Origin of the sequence: Arabiibacter massiliensis (genome assembly GCF_902386925.1) — a bacterium.
In the GTDB taxonomy this organism is placed as follows: Bacteria; Actinomycetota; Coriobacteriia; order Coriobacteriales; family Eggerthellaceae; genus Arabiibacter; species Arabiibacter massiliensis.
Map to the genome: position 1 here is coordinate 3,060,876 of NZ_LR698996.1, position 24,544 is coordinate 3,085,419.

General features: G+C 62.8%; 14 protein-coding genes, 1 pseudogene and 1 CRISPR repeat array. Of the genes and pseudogenes, 9 read left to right on the forward strand and 6 right to left on the reverse strand.

Annotated elements, in window-relative coordinates; translation table 11 throughout:
- Positions 1 to 126 precede the first annotated feature (126 nt).
- The 5 genes and pseudogenes from cas9 to FX134_RS13165 all read left to right on the forward strand — a co-directional run.
- Complete coding sequence (gene cas9 / locus FX134_RS13145; protein WP_080802853.1) at positions 127 to 4,242, forward strand: type II CRISPR RNA-guided endonuclease Cas9; 4,116 nt, start codon at positions 127 to 129, stop codon at positions 4,240 to 4,242.
- The gene (cas1, locus tag FX134_RS13150; RefSeq protein WP_080802856.1) at positions 4,232 to 5,110 is read left to right on the forward strand and encodes a type II CRISPR-associated endonuclease Cas1; all 879 of its coding nucleotides are present in this window, start codon (positions 4,232 to 4,234) and stop codon (positions 5,108 to 5,110) included. Before cas9 ends, cas1 begins: the two co-directional genes overlap by 11 nt.
- The gene (cas2, locus tag FX134_RS13155) at positions 5,107 to 5,442 is read left to right on the forward strand and encodes a CRISPR-associated endonuclease Cas2 (protein ID WP_080802860.1); all 336 of its coding nucleotides are present in this window, start codon (positions 5,107 to 5,109) and stop codon (positions 5,440 to 5,442) included. Before cas1 ends, cas2 begins: the two co-directional genes overlap by 4 nt.
- Positions 5,439 to 6,119, forward strand: a complete 681-nt coding sequence (gene csn2, locus FX134_RS13160) for a type II-A CRISPR-associated protein Csn2 (protein WP_080802863.1) — start codon at positions 5,439 to 5,441, stop codon at positions 6,117 to 6,119. The genes cas2 and csn2 overlap by 4 nt, the downstream gene beginning before the upstream one ends.
- A gap of 55 nt (positions 6,120 to 6,174) precedes the next feature.
- Positions 6,175 to 9,743: a CRISPR direct-repeat array (repeat unit 36 nt; unit sequence GTTTTGGAGCAGTGACAAACTGACTGGTAGTCAAAC).
- 191 nt (positions 9,744 to 9,934) lie between these two features.
- Positions 9,935 to 10,435, forward strand: a pseudogene (locus tag FX134_RS13165) (molybdopterin oxidoreductase family protein); the annotation flags it as partial.
- A 70-nt stretch (positions 10,436 to 10,505) separates the two neighbouring features.
- Here the strand turns inward: FX134_RS13165 and FX134_RS13170 are convergent.
- A complete protein-coding gene (locus tag FX134_RS13170; protein WP_080802869.1) occupies positions 10,506 to 12,203 on the reverse strand; it encodes an FAD-dependent oxidoreductase in 1,698 nt (565 codons plus the stop codon).
- A 142-nt stretch (positions 12,204 to 12,345) separates the two neighbouring features.
- Between FX134_RS13170 and FX134_RS13175 the strand changes: the two genes are divergently transcribed.
- Together FX134_RS13175 and FX134_RS13180 are read left to right on the forward strand one after the other, a co-directional pair.
- The gene (locus tag FX134_RS13175) at positions 12,346 to 13,290 is read left to right on the forward strand and encodes a LysR family transcriptional regulator (protein ID WP_172623490.1); all 945 of its coding nucleotides are present in this window, start codon (positions 12,346 to 12,348) and stop codon (positions 13,288 to 13,290) included.
- 166 nt (positions 13,291 to 13,456) lie between these two features.
- Positions 13,457 to 14,446, forward strand: coding sequence for a diaminopimelate dehydrogenase (locus FX134_RS13180; RefSeq protein WP_080802875.1), 990 nt, complete (start codon positions 13,457 to 13,459; stop codon positions 14,444 to 14,446).
- A gap of 102 nt (positions 14,447 to 14,548) precedes the next feature.
- Here the strand turns inward: FX134_RS13180 and FX134_RS13185 are convergent, their stop codons facing one another.
- Entirely contained in the window at positions 14,549 to 14,803 is a 255-nt protein-coding gene (locus FX134_RS13185) for a hypothetical protein (protein ID WP_080802877.1), read from the reverse strand.
- Between the two features lie 98 nt (positions 14,804 to 14,901).
- The gene (locus FX134_RS13190) at positions 14,902 to 16,329 is read right to left on the reverse strand and encodes an amidophosphoribosyltransferase (RefSeq protein ID WP_080802879.1); all 1,428 of its coding nucleotides are present in this window, start codon (positions 16,327 to 16,329) and stop codon (positions 14,902 to 14,904) included.
- A 248-nt stretch (positions 16,330 to 16,577) separates the two neighbouring features.
- Between FX134_RS13190 and FX134_RS13195 the strand changes: the two genes are divergently transcribed.
- Positions 16,578 to 17,582, forward strand: a complete 1,005-nt coding sequence (locus FX134_RS13195) for an asparaginase (RefSeq protein ID WP_080802881.1) — start codon at positions 16,578 to 16,580, stop codon at positions 17,580 to 17,582.
- Positions 17,583 to 17,589: 7 nt separating this feature from the next.
- Here FX134_RS13195 and thpR read toward each other — a convergent pair whose 3' ends face one another.
- Positions 17,590 to 18,120: an RNA 2',3'-cyclic phosphodiesterase gene (gene thpR / locus FX134_RS13200; protein WP_080802884.1), complete on the reverse strand. Its 531-nt coding sequence runs from the start codon at positions 18,118 to 18,120 to the stop codon at positions 17,590 to 17,592.
- A gap of 174 nt (positions 18,121 to 18,294) precedes the next feature.
- Here thpR and FX134_RS13205 point away from each other — a divergent pair, with 174 nt between their 5' ends.
- Positions 18,295 to 21,282 carry an AAA domain-containing protein gene (locus FX134_RS13205; RefSeq protein WP_080802887.1) on the forward strand — a complete coding sequence of 996 codons (2,988 nt, stop codon included), beginning with the start codon at positions 18,295 to 18,297 and terminating at the stop codon, positions 21,280 to 21,282.
- Between the two features lie 144 nt (positions 21,283 to 21,426).
- Here the strand turns inward: FX134_RS13205 and FX134_RS13210 are convergent, their stop codons facing one another.
- The gene (locus FX134_RS13210; protein ID WP_232050960.1) at positions 21,427 to 23,610 is read right to left on the reverse strand and encodes a HelD family protein; all 2,184 of its coding nucleotides are present in this window, start codon (positions 23,608 to 23,610) and stop codon (positions 21,427 to 21,429) included.
- A 134-nt stretch (positions 23,611 to 23,744) separates the two neighbouring features.
- Positions 23,745 to 24,464, reverse strand: coding sequence for a hypothetical protein (locus tag FX134_RS13215; protein ID WP_143412204.1), 720 nt, complete (start codon positions 24,462 to 24,464; stop codon positions 23,745 to 23,747).
- Between the last annotated feature and the right edge of the window lie 80 nt (positions 24,465 to 24,544).

A 24,544-nucleotide genomic window follows, 5' to 3' on the forward strand; every position in this document is an offset into this window, starting at 1 on the left:
AAAGTGCCGCCTCCGCGGCGCCCCGAAGGGCAGGTAAGGCTAGGCCTTTATTTTGACTCGCAGTGACATCTTGACTGGTATCAAGATGTCGCCCATTCTAGCAGGAACGTCCTGAAAGGGGAAGCTATGAATCTGCGCAACGTCGAGTCGTACGATGTGGGGCTGGATATCGGAACCGGGTCGGTAGGTTGGTCGGTGCTCGACGAGGCGGGCGACCTCTGCCGTTTCAAGGGCAAGCCGACGTGGGGCAGTCGGGTGTTTCCCTCTGCGGAAACCGCCGCCGATACGCGCGTGCACCGCGGCCAGCGCCGCCGCTACGACCGTCGGCGCCAGCGGCTCGACCTCTTGCAGGGGTTCTTTGCGGAAGAGATGACGAAGGTCGACCCCGAGTTCTTCATCCGCCTGAACCAGGCGCGCCTGTTCCCGGAAGATCGCGAACCCGCGCATGCCGACTACCGCTGGCCGCTCTTCAACGGAAGCGACTTCACCGAGGCCGACTACTACAAGCGGTTCCCCACCATCTACCATCTGCGCGCGCACCTGATGGAGTCCGGCGAAAAGGCTGACATTCGGCTCATCTACCTGGCGCTTCACAATATCGTGAAGCATCGTGGCAACTTCCTGCACCAGGACAACCCCGCGCTGAGCGCGAAGAACGCCAACATGGAGGATGCGGTCGAAGGGCTGTGCCGGGCGTTGGAGGAATGGTGCGAGGCACACGACATCGACTGCTCGTGCAATGCGAAGGCGCTGACGGAGGCGTTGGGCGATGCGTCTGTGCGCCCTGCCGAGAAGCGCGAGCGAGCAGAAGCGGCGCTTGGCGTGGAGAAGGCCTACAAGAAGCTTGCCAAGGCGGTTTCCAGCGCCGTGGTAGGGTATGCGGCCGATTTCTCGCAGGTGTTCTTCGTCGAGGCGGAGGGCAGCAAGTTCGCGCTCTCCAACGATGAGAAGGTTGAGGCCTACGCCTGCCCCGACGAAGGGCGCGATCTTTTCGAGGCGATGCAAAAGGTGTACTCGTCCTACGTGTTGATGGGCATTCTGAGCGAGGCGCAGGGCGAGACGCTCTCGTTTTGCAAGATGGGGGAGTACGAGCGCTACCGCAGGGAGCTCGAAACGCTCAAGAGCCTGGTGCGCGCCTACGGCCCTGAGCGCTACGACGAGTTTTTCCGCGGCCCCCTTTACGAGGGCACGCGCGATTACGACCCCGACAAGGCGCAGGGCTACACCAAGTACAACCTGGGCGCGAGCAAGCTTTCACACGAAGACTTCCTGAAGCAGGTGCAGAAGCTGCTTGCCGCTATCGGCGCTGCCGCAGATGAGCGCTACGCGGGCGTCGAGCGCGCTATCGAGGCGGGTACGTTCCTTCGTCGCCTCAAGACCAGCGACAACGGCACCATTCCCTACCAGCTGCATCTGGAGGAGATGGACGCCATCATCGAGCGGCAGAAGGCCTTCTACCCCTTCCTCGCCCAGGAGAAGGATAAGCTGGAATCGCTCGTGACGTTCCGCATCCCCTACTACGTGGGTCCGCTCACGCAGAAAAACGCCGCGCGCAACGCGCAGGAGGAGACGCGCTTCGCGTGGTCGTCGCGCAAGCCTGGGATGGAGAATGCGCGCGTGTACCCTTGGAACTGGGAAGACGTCATCGACAAAGACCAGAGCGCCGAGGATTTCATCCGTCGCATGACCGGCACCTGCACGTATCTGAAAGGCGAGCCGGTGCTGGCGCGCTGCTCGCTTGTCTATGAGCTGTTCTGCGTGCTGAACGAGCTCGCCGGTGCGCGCTGGACGCAGGATGGCGACAAGAGCTACCGCTTCGATGCGGAGGATCGCCTGGGTATCGTGGAGGATCTGTTCAAGAAGCGCAAGCGCGTGACCTACGAGACGGTGGAGAAGTGGCTGGCGCGCACCCATGGGCCGGAGGGCGGTACGTCGGTCGGCGGCGCTTACCACGTTTCCGGCGGGCAGGGCGAGGACGCATTCGAGTCGCAGCTGTCCTCGCATTACGATTTCTGCAAGATACTCGAGGTGGACGAGCTGACCGAGGCCGATGAGGCCATGGCTGAGGATATCATCCTGTGGAACACCGTGTTCGAGGACCGCTCCATCTTGAAGCGCAAGATCAAGCTCGCTTACGGCGATCGCCTGAGCGATGGCCAGATCCGTCGGCTCTGCCAGAAACGCTACACCGGCTGGGGGCGGCTGTCGGGCGAGCTTCTGTGCGGGCTGCGCAGTGCCACCGACGACGGCCCGAAAACCATCATGGACATCCTGCTGGAGGGCGACCCGAACCATGCGCGACGCATGGGGGCGGCCATGAACCTCATGGAGATACTGCATGACGACCTGCTGGAGTTCCAGGCGAAGATAGACGAACGCAACCGTGAGCGCGCGTTGGAGGCGGGCGGCATGTCGGTGGACGAGGTGACGGGCTCGCCCGCTCTGCGCCGCGGCATCAAGCAGGCGCTGCGGATTGTGGACGAGATTGCGGGGATCGCCGGCAAGCCCCCTGCGCATATCTACGTGGAGGTGACGCGCGACGAGGACGCACGCAACAAAGGAAGGCGCACCACCAGCCGCTACAAGGCGCTGGAAGCGGCGCTTTCCAGTCTCAAAGCGCAGCACGCCGACGTGTACGCCGAGCTCAAGGAGCGCGATCCGCGCGCGCTCGATGACGAGCGGCTGACGCTCTACTTCATGCAGTGCGGCAAGTGCATGTACTCCGGGCGGGCGCTGGACATCAACAACCTGCACCTCTATCACGTCGACCATATTCTGCCGCAGTCCTACACGAAGGACGACAGCTTCGAGAACAAAGTGCTCGTATTTCCGGATGAGAACGAGCGCAAGCTCGACACGCTGCTGCTCGATCAGAAGGTCATCGCGCGCATGCGGGGATTCTGGCGTTCGTTGCGCGATGCGGAGCTCATCGGCGAGAAGAAGTTCAACAATCTTACGCGTACGAGCGTGAGCGACGATCAGATGAAGAAGTTCGTCAACCGCCAGCTGGTGGAGACGAGTCAGATCGTCAAGCAGGTGCAGCAGCTGCTGCAGACGAGCTATCCTGAAAGCGAGGTGCAGCCGGTGAAGGCAAGCATCTCGCATCAGCTGCGCGAGCAGTGCGGGCTGGTGAAGAGCCGCGAGGTCAACGACTTCCACCATGCGCACGACGCGTACCTAGCGTGCCAGGTGGGGCGGTTTGTGCGGTATCGGCACGCCGCCGTGTACAGCGAGCCGGTGAAGATGGCCGCCGTGGTAAAGCAGTTCATCAAGAAGCAGGCGGAGGACTTCCGACGGACGCGTCAGATGCCCGGGTCGGCAGGGTTCATCGTATCGAGCTTCCTCACGCCCGGGTTCGACGTGGAGACGGGCGAGGTATTCCGCGACGCATGGGACGCCGGGGCGGAAATCGATCGCATCAAACGGTGCTTCGACTACAAGGACTGCTTCATCTCGCGTATGCCCGAGGAGACGCACGGGGCGTTTTGGGATGCGACCATCTACTCGCCGCGGGCGGCGGGCAAAACGTTGAACCTTCCTTTGAAGAAGGGCCTCGATCCGCACAGGTACGGCAGCTATTCCCGTGAGCAGTTCGCGTACTTCTTCGTGTATGAAGCCGTGAAGCCTAAGAAAAACCAGCGGGTGCTGGAATTCGCGCCCGTGCCGGTTCGCGTTGCGTCGGCATTGGTGAGCGACCCGCAGGCGCTGGAGGAGTACGCGCGCGAGCTTGCGGCGGCGTCGGGGCTCGAATTTGCGCGTATCCGCAGGCGCAAGGTGTACAAGTACCAGCAGATCATCGTGGGCGATTCGCGGCTGTATATCACGGGGAAGAGGGAAGTGCGCAATGCGCAGCAGTTTGCTTTCTCGCAGGACGAGACCGAGCTGATCGGTCGGATAGAGCGCGGAGAGGAGTGCTCGGAAGAGGAGCTGCTGGGAATGCTGCGGTCGCTGCAGGCGAAGTATGCGCGCTTTGCATCGCGCCTGGGGCAAATGATGCAGGTGGCAGACTTAGAGCCATCGTTCGTGAAAACTGGGGAAGCCGAAAGAGGCCAAGTTCTTCTGTCACTTGTCTCGATTGCGGCAGCTCACACTAATATGATCGATTTGTCAGCGATGGGTGGATCGAAGTGCGCCGGTTGCATGCGTGTTTCGTTCTCAAAAGAACTCTCCGCCGGCAAGGTCTGCTTCGTTGATTCCTCCGTCACCGGTATGTTCGAGAGGCGGGAGACCCTTGGCCTTTAGAACCATCTTCATCGAGAGTCAGTGCCGGTGCAGCTATCAGGGCGGCTATCTGGTGGTGCGCAAAACGGATGATACGAAGAAGATCCACCTGTCGGAAATATCGTCTATCATCCTGCAGAACACCCAGGTATACCTGAGCGCCTATCTGCTGGCGGAGTTGGCCAAATGCAAGATTTCGCTAGTGGTGGCCGACGAGAAGTGCAACCCCATCGGGCAGTATCTTCCGCTGTACGGCGCGCACAATGCCAGCAAGCGGGTGGCGGAGCAGCTGTCGTGGGGCGAGCCTATCAAGAAGCGCGTGTGGCAGCAGGTGGTCAAGGAGAAGATTCGCCAGCAGGCGAGGGTGCTTGAGGAAAAGGACCAGGTGGAGGCCGCGAAAGCCCTGTACGCATGCCGAGACGAAGTGAAGTCGGGCGACACGACGAATCGGGAGGCCCATGCGGCGCGCCTTTACTTCGCGACTCTGTTCGGGCGCGGCTTCTCGCGCGATGACAACGTGCCGGTAAACGCTGCTTTGAACTATGGGTACGCCGTACTGCTCTCCCTGGTGAACAGGGAGGTGGTTTCGCGCGGGTACCTCACCCAGTGCGGCATCTGCCACCGCAACGAGTACAACCAGTTCAACTTTTCGTGCGACCTGATGGAGCCGTTCCGGCCTATCGTCGACCGTCTGGCGTTCGACTATGCTCAGGAGTTCTTCGACCAGGATGTTCGGCGCTTGCTGGGGGATCTGGGGAGCCGCGTCGTGGCCTACAAGGGCGGTTCGTATCGCTTGCATTCGGTGGTGTCGCTGTTCGTGCAGGATTGTTTAGCGGCGCTTGACAAGAACCTGGCCGCATCCGAGATCGAAGGCTTCGAGCAGGTATGAGCGCTCGGGAAAGGGTGCGCTATATGAGGGTGTTCGTGTTCTTCGACTTGCCGGTGGAAACGGCGGCGCAGCGCAAGGAATACCGGCTGTTCCGCAAGTACCTTGTGAAGGAAGGTTTTCTCATGCTGCAGGAGTCGGTGTACGCCAAGCTGGTGGTGAACGATGCACAGGCGGGCGCGGCTATCGGCCGTCTGCGGCAGCATCGTCCACCGGCTGGACTGGTGCAGGCGCTCAAAGTGACCGAGAAGCAGTTCGCGACGATGGAGTTCATCACGGGCGCTCGGCAATCCTACAGCGAGCTTGACACCTTGGAGGAGTTCGTGGTGCTATGAAGCTTATTTTGTCGGGGTTTCCCGAGCCGTTGACCCTGGGAAACGATGCGGTATCGGTGCTTGAAGTTCACAACCGCACGCTGTTTTCGCGCGTGTGTCAATCTCTGTTCTCCGAGCTTGATGACGAGGCGCTGGAGCCGTTTGCGCTGTGGGACGATGACGAGCGGCGCAGCTCGCGGAACCAGTTCCTGTTCGTGTTTAATCCCTTTGAGCTTCCGTGGACGGAGCGGGCGCTTATCGGCGAGGTGCTTGAGCGCGTAGAGAACATGTTTCTCTCCGAGGATGACGTGCGTCAGGAGATTGAGTCGGCGGGGCGTGCGCTGTCCGAACGGGTTGCAGCTTTGGGGCTGCGGCTTCAATCGGACTATGCTTTTGACGTACAATGGGAGATGCGGAAGTATCTGAAGGCCTTTGACTTCGGTGTTGAGATTGATCCTTCCGACACGCTCCTTGACAACTTGATAAAGTTCTTGAAGTTTGCATCCGATGCAGCGTTCAAAAAGCAGCTGGTGTTCGTGAATTTGAAGAATTTTTTGGCGGCAGATGAGATCCAGGAGTTCTATCGCCAAGCAATTTTTTCAGAATTGAACGTGCTGTTACTGGAGAGCGATCCTGATGATGTGAACTTCGAATATGAAAGAAAAATGCGCATTGACATGGACTTTCTCCAATCATAAAAATGCGCGTCAGCCGGTTTGCCCGTCCTCCCGCAGAGAGGATTTTGCCCCAACGGTTTTGGAGCAGTGACAAACTGACTGGTAGTCAAACCGACGGGACGGAGGAGCAGTACGAGTCCCTGTTTTGGAGCAGTGACAAACTGACTGGTAGTCAAACGGCCATCGACAGCGCGGTGAGCGCCACCTAGTTTTGGAGCAGTGACAAACTGACTGGTAGTCAAACGTCGAAGCTCCGCGCTAGGGTTGCAGCCCGGTTTTGGAGCAGTGACAAACTGACTGGTAGTCAAACCGTCTAGAAGCATCTGCGCCACGAGGTAGTGTTTTGGAGCAGTGACAAACTGACTGGTAGTCAAACTATGCCCTGGGGAGGTGCAATGGTCACCGTGTTTTGGAGCAGTGACAAACTGACTGGTAGTCAAACTAGTCGGTGCGGATTTCCGCCTGGTCGTCCGTTTTGGAGCAGTGACAAACTGACTGGTAGTCAAACTCAAATCTGTTCGCCTCCATTGCATTTCCCGTTTTGGAGCAGTGACAAACTGACTGGTAGTCAAACGTTGACCTTGTGGTCGGAGGATCGCCTTGCGTTTTGGAGCAGTGACAAACTGACTGGTAGTCAAACTGACCAGTCTTCACGTTGACCACTTTTACAGTTTTGGAGCAGTGACAAACTGACTGGTAGTCAAACTTGTGGGGGTATACGATGCCGCAAACGCGGTTTTGGAGCAGTGACAAACTGACTGGTAGTCAAACGATGTCGATGCGCACGCGCTCTGACTGCTGGTTTTGGAGCAGTGACAAACTGACTGGTAGTCAAACTCGACTTCGCGGACCGAACCGTGTCGTTCGTTTTGGAGCAGTGACAAACTGACTGGTAGTCAAACACTGCTACCCTTACGAATACGCCGAGGTAAGTTTTGGAGCAGTGACAAACTGACTGGTAGTCAAACCGCCAAACTAGCGCGGGGGTGCGTTACGTCGTTTTGGAGCAGTGACAAACTGACTGGTAGTCAAACAGGCTGGAGAGAAAGGGCGGTCAGCTGCTCGTTTTGGAGCAGTGACAAACTGACTGGTAGTCAAACCCTCCTATCTCGTCGGGTTGGCTATCTTCTGTTTTGGAGCAGTGACAAACTGACCGGTAGTCAAACAGGCTGGAGAGAAAGGGCGGTCAGCTGCTCGTTTTGGAGCAGTGACAAACTGACTGGTAGTCAAACCCTCCTATCTCGTCGGGTTGGCTATCTTCTGTTTTGGAGCAGTGACAAACTGACTGGTAGTCAAACTGGAGCTTCAATTTCCGAGGCACGCGATCCGTTTTGGAGCAGTGACAAACTGACTGGTAGTCAAACTTCGATACGCTCGCCGACTACTACCGCTCGTTTTGGAGCAGTGACAAACTGACTGGTAGTCAAACCGTAGAGGACGGCGTGGAGAAGAAGGCGCTGTTTTGGAGCAGTGACAAACTGACTGGTAGTCAAACATGCATCCATCAGTCACCACCCCACATGTGTTTTGGAGCAGTGACAAACTGACTGGTAGTCAAACCTCATGCGACGGTTACGTGCCGAAGAATAAGTTTTGGAGCAGTGACAAACTGACTGGTAGTCAAACGAAGCTTCGCAGCCTGCGCTCAATGGAGGCGTTTTGGAGCAGTGACAAACTGACTGGTAGTCAAACTTCCGGGCGCTTCGCGCAGCGCTGGCAATCGTTTTGGAGCAGTGACAAACTGACTGGTAGTCAAACAGCTGCTATGTGCTTACCGACGACTCAGGGGTTTTGGAGCAGTGACAAACTGACTGGTAGTCAAACAACGATCTGCGCGTCGCCGCCGACGTTCTCGTTTTGGAGCAGTGACAAACTGACTGGTAGTCAAACGGAGTGACCACTCGCAACACCTCGAACTAGTTTTGGAGCAGTGACAAACTGACTGGTAGTCAAACGGGTAGCTGGTTGCCCTCTTTCGCGAGCTTGTTTTGGAGCAGTGACAAACTGACTGGTAGTCAAACCGGTGTACTTGCTCATGACTCCTCATCCTCGTTTTGGAGCAGTGGCAAACTGACTGGTAGTCAAACTGGTGAAGGAGGAAGTTATGGCGGCTATTCGTTTTGGAGCAGTGACAAACTGACTGGTAGTCAAACGGCTGACCGGCGTAACGCCGTTGATCTACGGTTTTGGAGCAGTGACAAACTGACTGGTAGTCAAACGCTCACGGACTTCGATTGGACGCGCCTCGAGTTTTGGAGCAGTGACAAACTGACTGGTAGTCAAACGACTACGTGGTGTACCACGCCGTGAACCCGTTTTGGAGCAGTGACAAACTGACTGGTAGTCAAACGGCTGCAAGGCGCGGCGTACTGCTCAAGCGGTTTTGGAGCAGTGACAAACTGACTGGTAGTCAAACTGGCCACCGCCGCCATGCTGCAGCGCTATGGTTTTGGAGCAGTGACAAACTGACTGGTAGTCAAACCGAAAAAGCTGCATCCATCTGCCATATCGCGTTTTGGAGCAGTGACAAACTGACTGGTAGTCAAACGCGCGCCGCCACCGCGATCGTGCGCAAGCTGTTTTGGAGCAGTGACAAACTGACTGGTAGTCAAACTTTCCAGAAGTGGCTCAATGCTACATATCCGTTTTGGAGCAGTGACAAACTGACTGGTAGTCAAACGAAGGCTCGGGGTTTGAAGCTCATGAGCTAGTTTTGGAGCAGTGACAAACTGACTTGTAGTCAAACGGATACACGACCGTTTTATTGATAACATGCGTTTTGGAGCAGTGACAAACTGACTGGTAGTCAAACCTTCACGAGGTTTGACATTCGTGAACCTTTGTTTTGGAGCAGTGACAAACTGACTGGTAGTCAAACGTTGGGAGGAGAGCTTTGGCCCATTCATACGTTTTTGAGCAGTGACAAACTGACTGGTAGTCAAACTGGCTCCCCAGGTACGCGCTGCGCCGCCTGTTTTGGAGCAGTGACAAACTGACTGGTAGTCAAACCGGCGCGCATGCGTACAAGGGCCGCAAGAAGTTTTGGAGCAGTGACAAACTGACTGGTAGTCAAACCTCATCGTGGACATGGCCGACGACTGCACGGTTTTGGAGCAGTGACAAACTGACTGGTAGTCAAACCTCGACGGGTACGATCTCATCGACGTCGCGGTTTTGGAGCAGTGACAAACTGACTGGTAGTCAAACACGTGGCAGGTGACGTTTAGCACAGAATTGTTTTGGAGCAGTGACAAACTGACTGGTAGTCAAACCGCCGTCGGCGGGGGCGTCTCGCGCGCGCTGTTTTGGAGCAGTGACAAACTGACTGGTAGTCAAACTCGAATCTATTCCCAAGGCCCACTGGCTTTGTTTTGGAGCAGTGACAAACTGACTGGTAGTCAAACGTGTTCCGAGCCGAGCACCAGCGAACTGAGTTTTGGAGCAGTGACAAACTGACTGGTAGTCAAACTAAAGGCACCCTGCCTATCACCAAGGGGTGATAGGGGAGGTGCCCTATGGGTCGAATTGTACCACATTTCGGATGTTTTGGAGCAGTGACAAACTGACTGGTAGTCAAACTGACGCGCTGGTCATAGATCCCGCCCCCCGGTTTTGGAGCAGTGACAAACTGACTGGTAGTCAAACCGAAAACCATCCTGATGCTGTATAATCAAGCCAACGCCGAACACCACCTGGGTCAATCGCCGGGGCAGAGTATCGGCGTTGTTTATTTCTCAAATAGGAAGGCTTCGCCGTCTTTGATGACAACGACCTTCTCGGCCTTCAGGTCATCGTCTTGGGGTAGTGGCAAACTGGCTGGTAGTCGTACGGCGGCAGGCGCCGACGTGGCCGGGCGCGGCCTGCAATGGCCCTGCCCGCACGGCGAGCATCCCGGCACGCCCATCCTGCACATGGGCGAGTTCGCGCTGGGGCTGGGGGCGTTCTCCACGCCGGAGTACCGGCCCTCGGCCGAGCTGCCGGATGCGGAGTACCCGCTCGTGCTCACGACCGGCCGCGTGCTCGCGCAGTACAACGCCCGCGCCATGACGGGGCGCACGGAGGGGCTCGATGCGATCGAGGGGAGGTCGTTCATCGAGGTCAACGAGGCAGACGCGGACGCGCTCGGGGTGGCGGACGGCGACCGCGTGCGCGTGACGTCGCGCCGCGGCTCCATCGAGACGACCGCGCGCGTGTCGGCCAAGACCAACCCCGGGCAGACCTGGATGCCCTTCCACTTCCAAGACGGCAACAGCAACTGGCTCACCATCGCCGCCCTCGACCCCGTGTCGAAGGCCCTCGAGTACAAGGTCTGCGCCGTGCGGGTGGAGCGGGTGTGAAAAGGGAAGGGCTCAGGAGGGCGTTCCCGCCCGCCTGAGCCCTTGTCCCCGTCGCGTTTGCGGTCGGCGTTTACGCCCCGTGCGCGGCGTTCTGCCCCGCAAGGCGACCGAACGTCACGCTGCGTCCCGCGGCGGCGCCGGAGAGCAAGTTCACGTAGCTGTTGCCGAAGTAGCCGCCCGAGCAGTCGCCGGCGCAGTATAGGCCGGGAATGGGCGCGCCCTGCTCGTCCACCACGTTCATGTTGGCGTCGATTTTGATGCCGTCGAGCGTGGTGATGAAGTAGCCGCCATGCTGGCGCACGCCGAAGAACGGCGGGGTGTCCAGATGGCTCAGGCGGTGCGCTTCCTTGCCGAAGTCGGAGTCTTCGCCCGCGTCAGCCAGCTCGTTGTAGCGCGCGACCGTGGCAGCGAACGCGTCGGCGGGGATGTTGAGCTCTTTCGCCAGGCCCTCGACGGTGTCGGAGGACACGATGTAGCCCTTCTCCATGAGCCCCTGGTTCATCCCCTCGATCACGAACATGGGCATGACCGGCTCGGTGCCGTTCATGTGCGGGAAGATGCGCGAGCATCCGTGCGTGTCGAAGTGCTCGATGTCCGCCTGGTAGTTGGAATCCCACACGGTGCAGTAGGTCTGGTCCTTCAGGTTGAAGGAGGTGTGCAGGATGTGGTCGTAGCAGCCCGACTCGTTGGTGAAGCGGTTACCGTCCAGGTCCACCTTCAAGAACGGCTGGCTGCCCATCCAGAACAGGTCGCCGGCGGAGGCGTCGGTCGCATCGGGCGGCACGGCGGCGCGATCGAAGATCATGGCCGCATGCGTCTCGTCCATCACGCCGCCCGCCCACAAACACGCCTTGATGCCGTCGCCGGTCACGCTCGGGAACGCCTTGTTCGTGCCGATCATCTTCACCGTCTCGGGCTGCAGCGCCTCGAGCATGTCGGGGTTGCTCGCGTAGCCGCCGGCGCACACGATGACGCCCTTTTTCGCGTTGTACCGCACGACGCCGTCCTTGGTTTTCGCATGCAGGCCGCTCACGCGCCCGCTCTCGTCTTTCACAAGGCTCAGCATCTGGGTCTCGTGATGGCATTCGAGGCCCTTCGCCTGGCCGTACTCGAGCAGTATCTTCGCCGCGTACGTCGTCGAATACTCGCGGCCCTCCCACTGGATGGAATGGCCCACGTCGTACGTCTTGAAGCGCAGGGGCTTCGAAAGGTCGTCGATCTCGTGCAGGAAGTTCGTGTCCTTCTCCTTGAGGCGCGCGGCATACCAGTCGATGGCCTCACCCGAGCGATCCGCCCACACGCGGTACAGGCGGTCGTCGCCGTAGCCGTTGGCCTGGCGCACCATCTCGTTGATGACGTCGAACTTGTCCGGGTTGGCGCCGTCGGCTAGCTGCTGGGAGCTGCCCACCGCGGCGAGGGTGTCGCGCACGCCGTTGCCCACCGCGTCGGTGCCTGCCTTCTCCACGAGGATGCAGGAGGCGCCTTCCTCCACCGCCGCGCACGCGGCGAACAGGCCCGCCGTGCCCGCGCCCACGACCACTACATCGGCTTCGTGGGTGGCGACCACGTCGGCCTCATCGATGACCGGCGCCTCGCCCAGCCAGTCCGTGGACGGGGCCTCCGCCTCCGCCGCCGAGCCCTTGTCGCTTCCGCTCGGGGCTTGGGGCGCGCATCCTCCGAGCAGCCCCAGACCTGCGGCGCCGAGGGCCGCCGCGCCCGCACCCTGCAGGAACCCGCGTCGGCTGATGCCGGTGTTCATCTCTCCCATGATCCTTCTCCCTCCGTATGCTTCTTTTCCCTGGTTCGCATCGCCTCGATGCGCTTTCGACTATACAAGCGGGCGCGGGAGGAGAAAAGGAGCTATACTGACCAGCGAAACGCAAGGAGAGGTTGCGTTTGGGAGGACGCCCATGGATATCTCGCACGTCAGGTACTTTCTTTCCGTCGCCGACGAACTCAATTTCACGCGCGCTGCGAAGACGCATTACATCTCGCGGCAGGCGTTGCGCCAGGCCATTTGCGCGCTGGAGATGGAGTTGGGCGCGTCGTTGGTCCAAAGCGAGCGCAACCACGTGTCCCTCACGCCGGCGGGGAGGCTGTTCGAGGCAATCATGCGCCCCGCCGTCGAATGCTTCAACGACGCTGAGCAGCGTGCCAAGGAGTGCGTGCGTGAGCGCTCGTCTTTGGCTATCGGCTATTCAGAAACATTCAGCCCGTTCTTGCTGCCCGAGATCGGCGAGCATCTGGAAAGCCTTGCCGACGAGCTTTCGCTGGGGGTGAAAGTTCTGCCGCTCGAGACGACGGAGACGGCTTCGGCGGTGCGGGAGGGCACCGTGGACGCCGCGCTGCTGATGGCGTGCGACCCTGAGAGGGTGGAGGGGCTGGTCGCCGTTCCGCTCGTCCGGTTCAGCCTCGGCGTCTCGGTGCGCAAGGACAGCCCTCTGGCCTTCAAGGAGCGCATCCCGCTCGCGGATCTCGACGGCAAGAGCCTCGTGGGCTTCGACCGGATGGAGGAGACGCTGCAGCCGCTCCAGGAGGAGCTTGCCGCTCGAGGATGCTCATGCGAATACTCCATCACGGGCAACGTCATAGACGCGCTGCACCGGACGAGCGAGTGCGGCGAGATGTTCCTGGGGGCGTGGGCACCTCGCTTCAAGCCGATCGGCATGAACGTCGTGACCCTGCCCCTCGAAGGCTTTCCCTTCGACCTGTGCCTGGTCGCCCGGCCCGATTTCGCGCGGACTCCCTTGTTCGGGCTCATTCGCGACCATCTGAAGAGCCGCATCGACGGCGATCCCCGGGTGCCGCATCCCGAAGGATCCTCCTCGGGTCGGCATGAGCCGCGAGCGGAATGAGGGGCGGCGCGATCGGCGCGCGGCCGTCTTTCGGGCCGCTTGCGTTTCCATCTCGTTTCAACGCGATGGGGCTTTGTTGGAGTTGGGGCGCGTGCGTTGACGATGCGGGTGGGATTCGTGGATGATCGTCGCATCACAAACGAACGACGACCTTGAGGAGCGACCTATGGCGAAAACGCGCATCGGCATTTTGGGGTACGGCAACCTGGGGCGCGGCGTGGAGCTGTCCTGCCGCCAGAACGACGACATGGAGCTCGTGGCCCTGTTCACGCGCCGCGACCCGGCGAGCGTGAAGCCGCTGACCGAGGGCGTGCCCGTGTTCTCGGCCGACGACCTCGCGCCGCATGCGGACGACGTCGACGTGCTCGTCCTGTGCGGCGGCAGCGCGAACGACCTGCCCGAGCAGACGCCCGCCTGCGCGAAGCTGTTCAACGTCGTGGACTCGTTCGACACGCACGCGAACATCCCCGCGCACTTCGCCCGTGTGGACGCGGCGGCCGAGGAGAGCGGTACGGTGGCCGTTATCTCCGCCGGCTGGGATCCGGGCATGTTCTCGCTCGCGCGCCTGTATGCCGGCAGCATCCTGCCCGAGGGCGCGGACTGCACGTTCTGGGGCCGCGGCGTCTCGCAGGGCCACAGCGACGCCATCCGCCGCGTCGAGGGCGTGGCCGATGCGCGCCAGTACACCGTGCCCGTGCCGGCGGCGCTCGAAGCGGTGCGCAACGGCGAGAACCCCGAGCTCACGACGCGCCAGAAGCACACGCGCGAGTGCTTCGTCGTGGCGAAGGAGGGCGCCGACACGGCCGCCATCGAGCGCGCCATCGTGGAGATGCCGAACTACTTCGCCGACTACGACACCATGGTGACGTTCGTCACGCAGGAGGAGCTCGACCGCGACCACGCCGGCATTCCGCACGGCGGCTCGGTCATCCGCTCGGGCGTCACCGGGCAGGACGGCGAGAACGCGCACGTGGTGGAGTTCTCGCTCAAGCTGGACTCCAACCCCGAGTTCACCGGCAGCGTGCTCGTGGCCTGCGCCCGCGCCGCGCACCGCATGAGCCAGGAGGGCCAGAAGGGCTGCAAGACGCTCTTCGACATCCCGCCCGCGTACCTGTCCGCGCAAAGCGCCGAGGATCTGCGCGCCCACCTGCTGTAACGGCTGCGCGCATCGCACGTTCGGAGGGGCCCCGCCGGCATGGTCGGCGGGGCCCCTTCCGCGTTTTGGCATAAAAGGGGACTGTCCCCTTTTATGCCATTCTCAAAGCAGCGCCACTGCGAGGGCGACGGCGGCGAAAAGGATGCCGGCGGCGACGGCGAAGGCGCGCTCGGAGGCGTCCAGGCGGTACGGCACGCCGCGCAGCGTGCGGGCGGGGAGGGGCGGGCGCTCGGCGCGCGCGTGGAGCGGGACGCACGCGGGGTCGATGAGGCCGCCGGCGATCACGCGGATCCCGAAGGGGGTTTCCGCGTGCGCGGGACGGGCGTGCTTGGGGGCGAGGGCGGCGGCTGCGTTCATGGCGACTCCTAAAACAAACGTGCTTTCCAGTACGCGGACAGCATACCGGAAAGCACGCTTTTAGAAGTCCCTCTATCGGTACAGCGAGAAAAGTTCCCCTACGACTCCTTGCCGGTCCAGCAGTAGGTGCACACCTTGGCCGGGTCGATGCCGATGGCCTCGATCATGCCGTCGAGCGACTGGTAGCCCAGCGAGTCGAAGCCCATCTGCTCGCAGATGGAGCGCAGCATGCACTTCCCGCGCTCGGTGGAGCCGTCGGCGTACTCGTCGAGGTGCTTCTGGCCCTCGTCGCCTTCGAGCTCCTGTACGACGCGCCGCGCGAGCAGGTCCATCTCGGAGCGGGTGCTCGAGAAGCTCAGGTACTTGCAGCTAAACATGATGGGCGGGCAGGCCGAGCGCATGTGCACCTCGGTGGCGCCGCATTCGTACAGGAAGTCCACCGTCTCGCGCAGCTGCGTGCCGCGCACGATGGAGTCGTCCACGAACAGGAGCTTCTTGTCCTTGATGAGCTCGGGGATGTGGATCTGCTTCATCTTGGCCACGCGGTTGCGCACTTCCTGGTTGCTCGGCATGAACGAGCGTGCCCACGTGGGCGTGTACTTGATGAAGGGGCGGCCGAAAGGCGTCTTGCACTCGGTGGAGTAGCCGATGGCGTGCGGCACGCCCGAGTCCGGCACGCCGGCCACGTAGTCGACGTCCGGCACGCCCTCGCGCCCGGCCTCGTCGCGGGCCATGATGGCGCCGTTGCGGTAGCGCATGACCTCCACGTTCACGCCCTCGTAGTTGGAGTTGGGGTAGCCGTAGTACACCCACAGGAAGGCGCAGATCTTCATCTCATCGCCGGCGGGCGAGATGGTGCGGTAACCGTCGGCGTCGATGAGGACGATCTCGCCGGGGCCCAGCTCGTACTCGTCGCAATAGCCCAGCTTGTGGTAGGCGAACGACTCGAACGAGATGCAGTGGCCCTCCTCGCTCTTGCCGATGAGCACGGGCAGGCGGCCCATCTTGTCGCGCGCGGCGATGATGCGGCCGTCGTCGGTCATGATGAGCAGCGTGAGCGAGCCCTCGATGGCGTCCTGGGCGTGCTTGATGCCCGAGACGAAGTCGTCCTTCTGGTTGATGAGCGCGGCGACGAGCTCCGTGGTGTTCACCTTGCCCGAGCTCATGGCCATGAACTGGCGGCCTCCGTTGGCGAAGTTCTCCTCCACGAGCTCTTCCGCGTTGTTGATGGCGCCCACCGTGGTGATGGCGAAGGTGCCCAGGTGCGAGCGCACGAGCAGGGGCTGCGGGTCGGTGTCGCTGATGCAGCCGATGCCGCTGCCGCCGTGGAAGCCGGGCAGGTCGTCCTCGAAGCGCGTGCGGAACGGGGTGTTCTCAATGGAGTGGATCTCGCGCTGGAAGCCGTCGTTCGCGTCGTGGAACACCATGCCCGCGCACTTCGTTCCCAGATGGGAGTGGTAGTCCACGCCGAAGAACACGTCGAGCACCACGTCGTTGTGAGATGCCGCCCCGAAGAATCCGCCCATTGGTCTGTTCGCCCTTTCGCTTTGCCTTGCCGCCGAGTCTTCCGCCGTGCAGACGAAAACAGTAGTATACGGCTCCCCGTGGCGCTTTGGGCCGAACCGCCCGATGCTTCGCGTTTTCTGCACGAAGCGGGGGAGGGTGTTTGCGGAGGGCGCGGCAATCTGCTTGTCTGGTATGATTGCCGAAGGCCTTGCTCCAACTGGTACAAAGACTGCACAAAAACTGGTACAAAGAGTCGAAGGGTAGGCTCATGAAGAACATCCTGATCATAGCCACGGGCGGCACCATCGCCTCGGTCGAGGACGAGCGGGGGCTCCACCCGGCGCTCGGCGGCGCGGAGCTGGCGCGCTACGTGCCCGAGATCGAGGGGCTGTGCGACTTCGACGTGGTGCAGCCCATGAACATCGACAGCACGAACATGCGTCCGGCCGACTGGGAGCGCATCCGCGACGAGATCGTGGGCGCCTACGCGACTTACGACGGCTTCGTCGTGCTGCACGGCACCGACACGATGGCCTACACGGCCGCCGCGCTGTCGTACCTGATCCAGGGCAGTCCCAAGCCTATCGTGCTCACCGGCTCGCAGCAGCCCATGGCGAGCCCCTTCACCGATGCGAAGCTCAACGTGTACCAGAGCCTGCTCTACGCCGCCGACGACCGCTCGTGCGACGTGTCGGTGGTGTTCGGCGGCACGGTGATCGCGGGCACGCGGGCGCGCAAGCAGCGCACGATGAGCTTCAACGCGTTTTCCAGCGTGAACTTCCCCGAGATCGCGCTCGTGCGCGGCGGGCGCATCGTGCGGGCGGGCTCTCCGGCGCGGTGCGCGTGCGAGGGCGGCGCGCCGCGGGTGTACGAGCGCATGAACGAGCGCGTGTTCGTGCTCAAGCTCACGCCCGACATGAACCCGAGCGTGTTCGGCCTGCTCAAACGCGACTACGACGCCGTCATCCTGGAGACGTTCGGCATCGGCGGCATCCCCGACTACGGCGACTACCGGCGCGCCATCTTCGACTGGGTGGACTCCGGGCGCACGCTGGTGGTGACCACGCAGGTGCCGGAGGAGGGCTGCGACCTGGGCGTATACGAAGTGGGGCGCGCGTACGCGGGGCATCCCGGCATCCTCAAGGGCGGCGACATGACCACCGAGGCGCTCGTGGCGAAGACGATGTGGGCCCTCGGCCAGACGAGCGATCCCGACGAGATCCGCGAGCTCTTCTACCGCGTGGTGAACCACGACCGCACGGTCGAGGGGTAGCCTCCCTCTAACCGTCGAGGCGCGCCGTATGGAGGGGCTTGTAGACGGCGCCGGTGCGCTCGAGGGTGCTCTTGTAGAGCGTGACGGCGGCGGCCCGGTCGTCGCGGGGGAAGGCGAGCGGGGGCAGGCTCGCCTTGGGGATGCGGGCGCGGCGGGCGAGGGTGATGTGGGGCTTGAAGGGCTTCGCGTCGAAGGGGACGTTGCGGGAGGCCAGCTCGTCGCGCAGGCGCTCGGCGAGGTCCTCGAGCTCGCGGGTGGGCACGACGCCGAGCCAGAGCGTCGCGTCGCTCGCGCGGCCGAACTTGCCCAGGCCGTCGCTCGTCAGCACGACGGGGGCCGTGTTCGCGCACGCGGCATCGAGTGCGTCGGCCGCGCGGGCAGCCTGCGCCTCGTCGACCTCGCCGAGGAAGGCGAGCGTGAGGTGGTAGGTCGAGCGCGGCAGGAAGCGGCCCTCCACGGCGGCTCCCAGCTGGCGGGCGAGCCCCGCCACGTCGTCGGCGAAGTCCGGCGGCAGGTCGAGCGCGACGAACGTCCTCATGAGTTCTCCTTCCCGAAATCGCGGGGCCCTCGCGCCGAGGAGCCCCGCGTCGTCGGCCCCCAGTATACGGCTTGGGGCGCGCCGCCGGCAAGATCGCCTGATCGCGCTGGTATAATCGGTTCGACGTCGCGGAAGTTCCCGAAGCGGGCGCGGCGCGTAGGACGGAGGCATGCGATGGGCAAGAAGCGGGGAGTGTCGCGGAAGAAGCTGCTGAGGTACTTCCGCACGGCGGCGGAGCTGTCGGGCAGGGCGGGCGAGGGCTCCGTCCCCGGCCGCGACTGCTACGAGGACGGTCAGGCGTTCTACTCGCTGCTGTGGTACTACCGCTCCTGCATCGACGGCGACCTCGACAAGGCCGACCCCCGCCGCTACGCCCCGCTTCTGGACGCCTACCTCGGCACCGACGTCGACGAGGTGCTGCATCCCCCGGCGATCGACCCGGCGCTCGTTGTCGAGGAAGATCGTCTGCTGGCCGAGCTGTTCCCGCAGAGCCCCCATCCGCTCAACGCGAACCAGCGGCTCGCCGTGCACAAGGCACTCCATTACCCCCTGTCCATCATCAAGGGCCCGCCCGGCACAGGCAAGACCGAGACCATCCTGCGCATCGTCGCCCTGGCCGTCGCGTGCGGCGAGCGGGTGGCGGTGGTGTCCACGAACGCGGCCGCCGTCGAGAACGTCGAGCGGAAGGTGGCCGCCGCGCTCGCCTTCCACGGCGAGAAGACGCTAGCGCAAGCCCGCGAGCTGTTCGACGGCGACCTGGCGTACCGGGCTGCCTGCGCGCACGCCGCCCTGGGGAGTAAGGCGCTCCGTCAGAGGGCGTGCGACCCGCTGACCGGCGCGAACCTCGCGTTCGAGGCGGGCGAGCACGAGTTTCCCGACGGTGAGCGCATCGGCGGCTGGGAGCTGAACAAGCGGCTGGGGGAGTTCGCCGCCAAGTTCCCGTTCGTGACGAGCACGGTTCATTCGCTCAAGAAGTGCTTCGCCGACGGCGACGTTGAGAAGTACGACCTCCTGATCATGGACGAGGCGTCGCAGACGAACCTCATCGTGGGCGTGGTGGCCATGAGCTGCGCCCGGCGGATGGTGCTCGTGGGCGACGAGGAGCAGCTGCCCCCGGTGATCACCGACGAGCACTGCGCGCAGATGCGGCGCGTCTCCGACGAGCTGGGGCTGTTCAAGCGGCTCAAGTGCGACGAGCGCTCGCCCTACGACATCGGCCGCGAGGGGCTGAGCTTCCTCTCGTCGTGCTACGAGGTGTTCAGCGACCGCAACCCCGAGCTGCGCACGATGCTGACCGAGCACTACCGCTGCCATCCGGCCATCATCGGCTTCTGCAACGAGGCGGTGTACGAGGGCCAGCTGGTGGTGAAGACGCCGGTGCGCCCAGGCGATGCGCCGTGCCCCATCCGGATATGCTGGTACGAGGGCGACTACCGCGAGGGCACGTGGCCGCCGTCCGCGCCGCCCGAGGAGCAGCCGAACAAGAAGACGCGCTCGACCTGCGTGAACCGCAAGCAGCTGGCCATCCTGCGCGAGGAGGAGGCGGCGCATCTGCGCAGCCTGGCCGAGCGCGGGAAGTCCATCTGCATCCTCTCGCCGTTCAGGGGGCAGATATACCTGCTGAAGTCGCTCGTGCAGCGGCTGCTGAAGGACGTCGTGGCCGAAGGCGCGGTGGAGCTCGAGGTGGGCGAGGGCGAGGAGTTCGAGACGAGCGACCTCGAGCAGGTGTACACGCTGACCGTCCACAAGTCGCAGGGCCAGGAGTTCGACGCGGTGTACCTGCTGCCCGTGGAGGACGGCAACTGGGAATGGCCCTGGTCGCAGGGTCGCCGGCTGGTAAACGTGGCCGCCTCGCGCGCCAAGGAGGAGCTGTGCGTCATCTTGTCCACGAAGCTTCTGGACGGCGAGGCGCAGGAGCGGCTGGCCGGACGGCAGGCGTACGTCAAGAAGCCGGCGAGGGCGGAGGACGACCCCGGCAACCAGGAGATGTTCGTCCGCAAGCTCGTGGAGTACGCGCATCGCACGATCGAGGGGCTTTCCGTCGAGGAGGCCGATCAGCAGCGGGCGAACCCCTGGTTCGGTTTCCATCGCTCGGCGATCACGTCCATCTTCGACGACATCCCCTTCCTGCAGAACCCGCGGAAGCGCGGCGGCGACCACGCTCCCGAGCAGTGCGTCGAGCGGGCCTTGAGGGGGATGGACCTGAGCGGCCTTGCCTTCGCGAAGCATGTGACGTTCGACCAGCTGAGGCTGGGCGGCGACGGGCCGCGGCTGAGCGAGCGCTGCGAGGACGAGTACCAGAGCTCCTCCGAGGCGCATTTCGACTTCGTGGTGTTCGACCCGGCGACGGGCCGCGTGGCGATGGCCATCGAGGCCGACGGGGGCCACCACCGGTTCGACCGCAAGGCCGGCCCCGCCGACTGCTCGCGCAAGCTCGCCGACGACCGGAAGAACGCGGTGGCGCGCGACGTCTGCCATGCGACGCTCGCCTGGCTCGGGCTTATCCGCGACGGGTCGCTCCATCCGGGCAGCAACGCGCAGATGCGAATGGGCGAGGCGGAGTACCGCACGGGCTGGGAGGATTGGGCGCACTTCCCGAAGGAGGTGGGCCCCGGTTCGTCGTTCGTGTTCCTGCGCATCCCCTCGGACGGCAGCACGTTCTGGGAGACGGAGGCGCTGCGGGCCGCCGCCCTGAGCGCCGGGGCGGACAAGCTCATCGACGGCTACCCGCCGCCCACCATCGAGGCGTACCTGCGGGCGCAGCTGCGCGCGTTCGAGGCGGGCGAAGCGGAGGGCCTGTTCGTGATGGGGAAGGCCGCCGAGAAGAAGGCGCGGAAACGCTTGGCCGCCTGCCCGGCCGCGCAGGAGGAGTGCCCGAAGAAGATCACGGCTTGCTTGGAGGAGTGGCGGCGCGACCCGCGTCTGGCCCCGCTACTCGAGGGCGTGGAGGCGAGGGACGTGAACGCCTGCCTCCTGCGCGCCGGTTACCAGTACCTTGAGGACGGGGACTGGGATCGGCGCAAGCCCACCGCGCTCGGCGAGGAGATAGGCATCTCGACGTACAGCGGCGAGCGGATGGGCCGGGCTTTCTCGTGCCCGCAATACTCGCAGGCCGCGCGCGACTACCTCGCCGAGCGCATGGGGGACATCCTCAAGGCGTGACGAGGCCGGGCAGCGCGCGATTGCTGCGCGAGTGCGGGTTCTCGTAGGGCAAGGGCTCTGCCCTGCCGTCGGCCAGGGAAAACGTCGCAGGCTGGGCGGCAAGGGCAGAGCCCTTGCCCTACGAAACGATGCGAGCGTTCCGCATCAATCGGCGGCTCCCTCGGATACGCTGTTCTGCAGAAGTGGCGTGAGCGAGCCCTTCGCGAGCACGTCGACGCGGCGGGTGGCGCGTGAGAGAGTGGTGTAGAGGCGGCGGCGCGAGAGGTCGTCGGCGGGGAAGACGCGCGCCGAGGCGTCCGGCACCACCACGTGGTCGAACTCGAGGCCCTTCGCCAGCTTGAGCGTGATGAGCACGGCGCCGCTCGCGGGCAGCTCGTCGTGCTCGTCCACGAGGGCGGGGGCCGCGTCGCCGAGCAGCTGCTGGAGGCGCTTGCCCTCGTGCTTCCACGGCACGATGACGGCGGCGAGCCCCTCGCCCGCCCGTGCCTCGGCGACGGCGGCGCGCAGGGCGTCCTCGTAGGCGGCGTCGTCGTCGAAGGCGCGGACGGCTGGCGGCTCGTCGGCGCGCTGGATGGACGAGACGGATCCGCGCTCCTCGGGCGGCAGCAGGCTCGCGAACAGGGCGGTGATCTCGGGCGTCGAGCGGTAGCTCGTCATGAGGCGGCATTCCTCCACCTTCCCGCGGGCGGCGCGGAACACCTCGCGCACCTCGTCGAACGTGGCCGTGTCGGGTGCGATGGCCTGGTTCGGGTCGCCCAAAAGCAGGAAGTTCGCGCGGCGGAAATAGCGCGCGAGCACGGCCAGCTGGGCGGCGGTGTAGTCCTGCACCTCGTCGACCATCACGTACTTCGCGTCCGGGTTGCCGAGGCCGGTGAGCGCCATCTTCAGGTAAAGCCACTCGAGCGGCGCGAGGCCGTCGGTTCCGATGAGCCGCATGCCGATGCGGTCGATGCGCAGCCAGTCGTCGTTCTCCACAGCGGTGAAGGCGTCGGCGTAGCGGTCGGTGAGGTAGCGCAGGGCGAGCGCGCGCTCCTCCTGCTCGTCGGTTGGCGCGATGAGCTCGCCGAAGACGCGCAGCTGCTCTTCGGCCTCGAGGGCCTCCAGCTCGTCGAGCGCCTCGTCGGTGCGGGGCATCTGCGCAAGCCGGCTCTCCAGGCGCGCGTGCAGCTCCTCGCGCATGAGCGTGATGCGGTGCGGCCCGGCGGGGATGCGGCCGAGCTTGTCGGCGAGCTTGCGGATCTGGTCGCCGGCGATGAGGCGCTTCTCGCCCACGCGGACGTCCTTGAAGTCGTTCGCGTCGAACTCGAACGACTCGACGGCCTTGTCGATGCGGGCCAGCGCCGCGAGGGGCACGTTGACGTCGCCGCTGCCACGGCCGGGCGGCAGCAGACGGCGTGCGAACTCGTCCCAGGTGAGGCTTTCCGGGTTGCGCTCGCCCAGGTCGGGGAGCACGCTCGCGATGTAGTGGCTGAACACCGGGTTCGGCGAGACGAGGAAGACCTCGCTCGCATCGAGGCTTCCGCGCTGCTGGTAGAAGAGGTACGCGATGCGCTGCAAGAGCACCGACGTCTTGCCGCTGCCCGCGATGCCGCTCACGAGCAGCGCCGGCACGTCCTCGTGGCGCACGACGGTGTTCTGCTCCTTCTGGATGGTGGCCGTGATGGCCTTCATCTGCGCGGTGCGCTGCTTCGAGAGCGATGCGAGCAGAAGCGAGTCCTGGATGGCGACCGTGGTGTCGAAGTAGGCGTTCAGGCGGTCTTCCTCGATGTCGAACTGGCGGCGCAGCTTGAGGTCGGTCGTGATCGTGCGGCCGTCGGCCACGTACGAGGTGCGGCCGTTGTCCTGGTTGTAGTAGGTCTCGGCCACGGGCGAGCGCCAGTCCACCACGAGGCGGCGGTAGTTCTCGTCCGAGATGCCGGCCGTGCCGATGTAGAGCTCCTTGGGCTCCTGATCGGGCTTGAACTGCAGGGCGACCTTGGCGAAGTAAGGCTGCTTGAGCAGGAGCTCCACCTTGGCGAGCTCGGCGGCGTCGGCGTCCTGCGCCAGGTTGTACCCGTCGATCACGCGGTTCATGGCCGCGAAGTCGGCGTAGGTCTCCATCGCGTCGGCGTAGGTGGCGAAGTTGGGCGCGAGCTCCTCGGCCATGGCCTTCTTGTCGGCCGCCGCCTCGCGCTGCGCGCGCTCCATCTTGCGCACGAGCCCGCGCCCGATCTGCTGGAGCTTCGCGTAGGTGCGCGCGAGGTGGCCCTGCTCCTGCTGGAACACGGGGTCGAGCGCGGCTGTGTCGTCGGCGGGCGTTTCGGGCGTGAAGGCAGGGTCGTTCAGCACGTGTTCTCCTAGCGCATGCAGCGGGCGGGACGAAAAGTTCGCCGCAACATTCTACCCGATTAAAATCTACTCGTGCGATGCTAACGGTTCTTTGGCGTTCAGCCGTTTAGCGTCGTTTGGCATCGCTTGCCATGTCACCGTTCTGTGCTATTTCCTAACACTTGGGATAGCGAGCGCAGAAGATCGCCGTACTGTTTTAGCTGGCTGCTTTCGAAACTCCCCAGATTTTGCTCGTTAAAACCCTCGTCATTGGCTGTGTATAAAACATCAATAGGCCAATAAATATGATTTGCTACAAGCTCCGTTTCTGAAAAAGTAAACGTGATCATGTTTGTCGTGTAATTGCCTTGATAATCTAGGATGATTAGGAAAAGTGTCCCATAGGCAAAGTCTTCGCTATGTCCGATTATCGGTACACTAAATTTATTAAAAACCCAAATAGCGTCTTGAGGATCATGGGTGGCAATAGATTCGCTGGTTTCCAGTTCAAGTGGCATGATGGCGCCAAAGACGCCTTTTTGATATACCACGGCATAAGCTTTTGCCACGCTTCCAGAAAGCGAGGTGATACGAATGGAATTACCGTTGATTGTATAAGGCTCAGATTCATTCTGAGGAGTAGCAATGATCTGTCCTTCACCTGATAAGTCTACCTGATAACTTAGTGGACTAGTGTAGCTGTTAAGTCTTTCGTATTTTTGATAAAGCGCGTTTTGTTCCTTTGCGATCGCGTCGCTTTGCGTGCCCACATGTATACAAACAATAATTGAGGCAATGGACAAAAGAGCTGGAATGCATTTTACGATATTTCTAGGGGTGAAAATGTTCCGGATATTAGCGAGTTTATTCCACATGTGGTTCTCCTTTTCGCATTTGGTTGGGCGTGTGGGTCCTATATTGAAAAGCCTTCTGTTGTGTTTTGGGCACACGACGA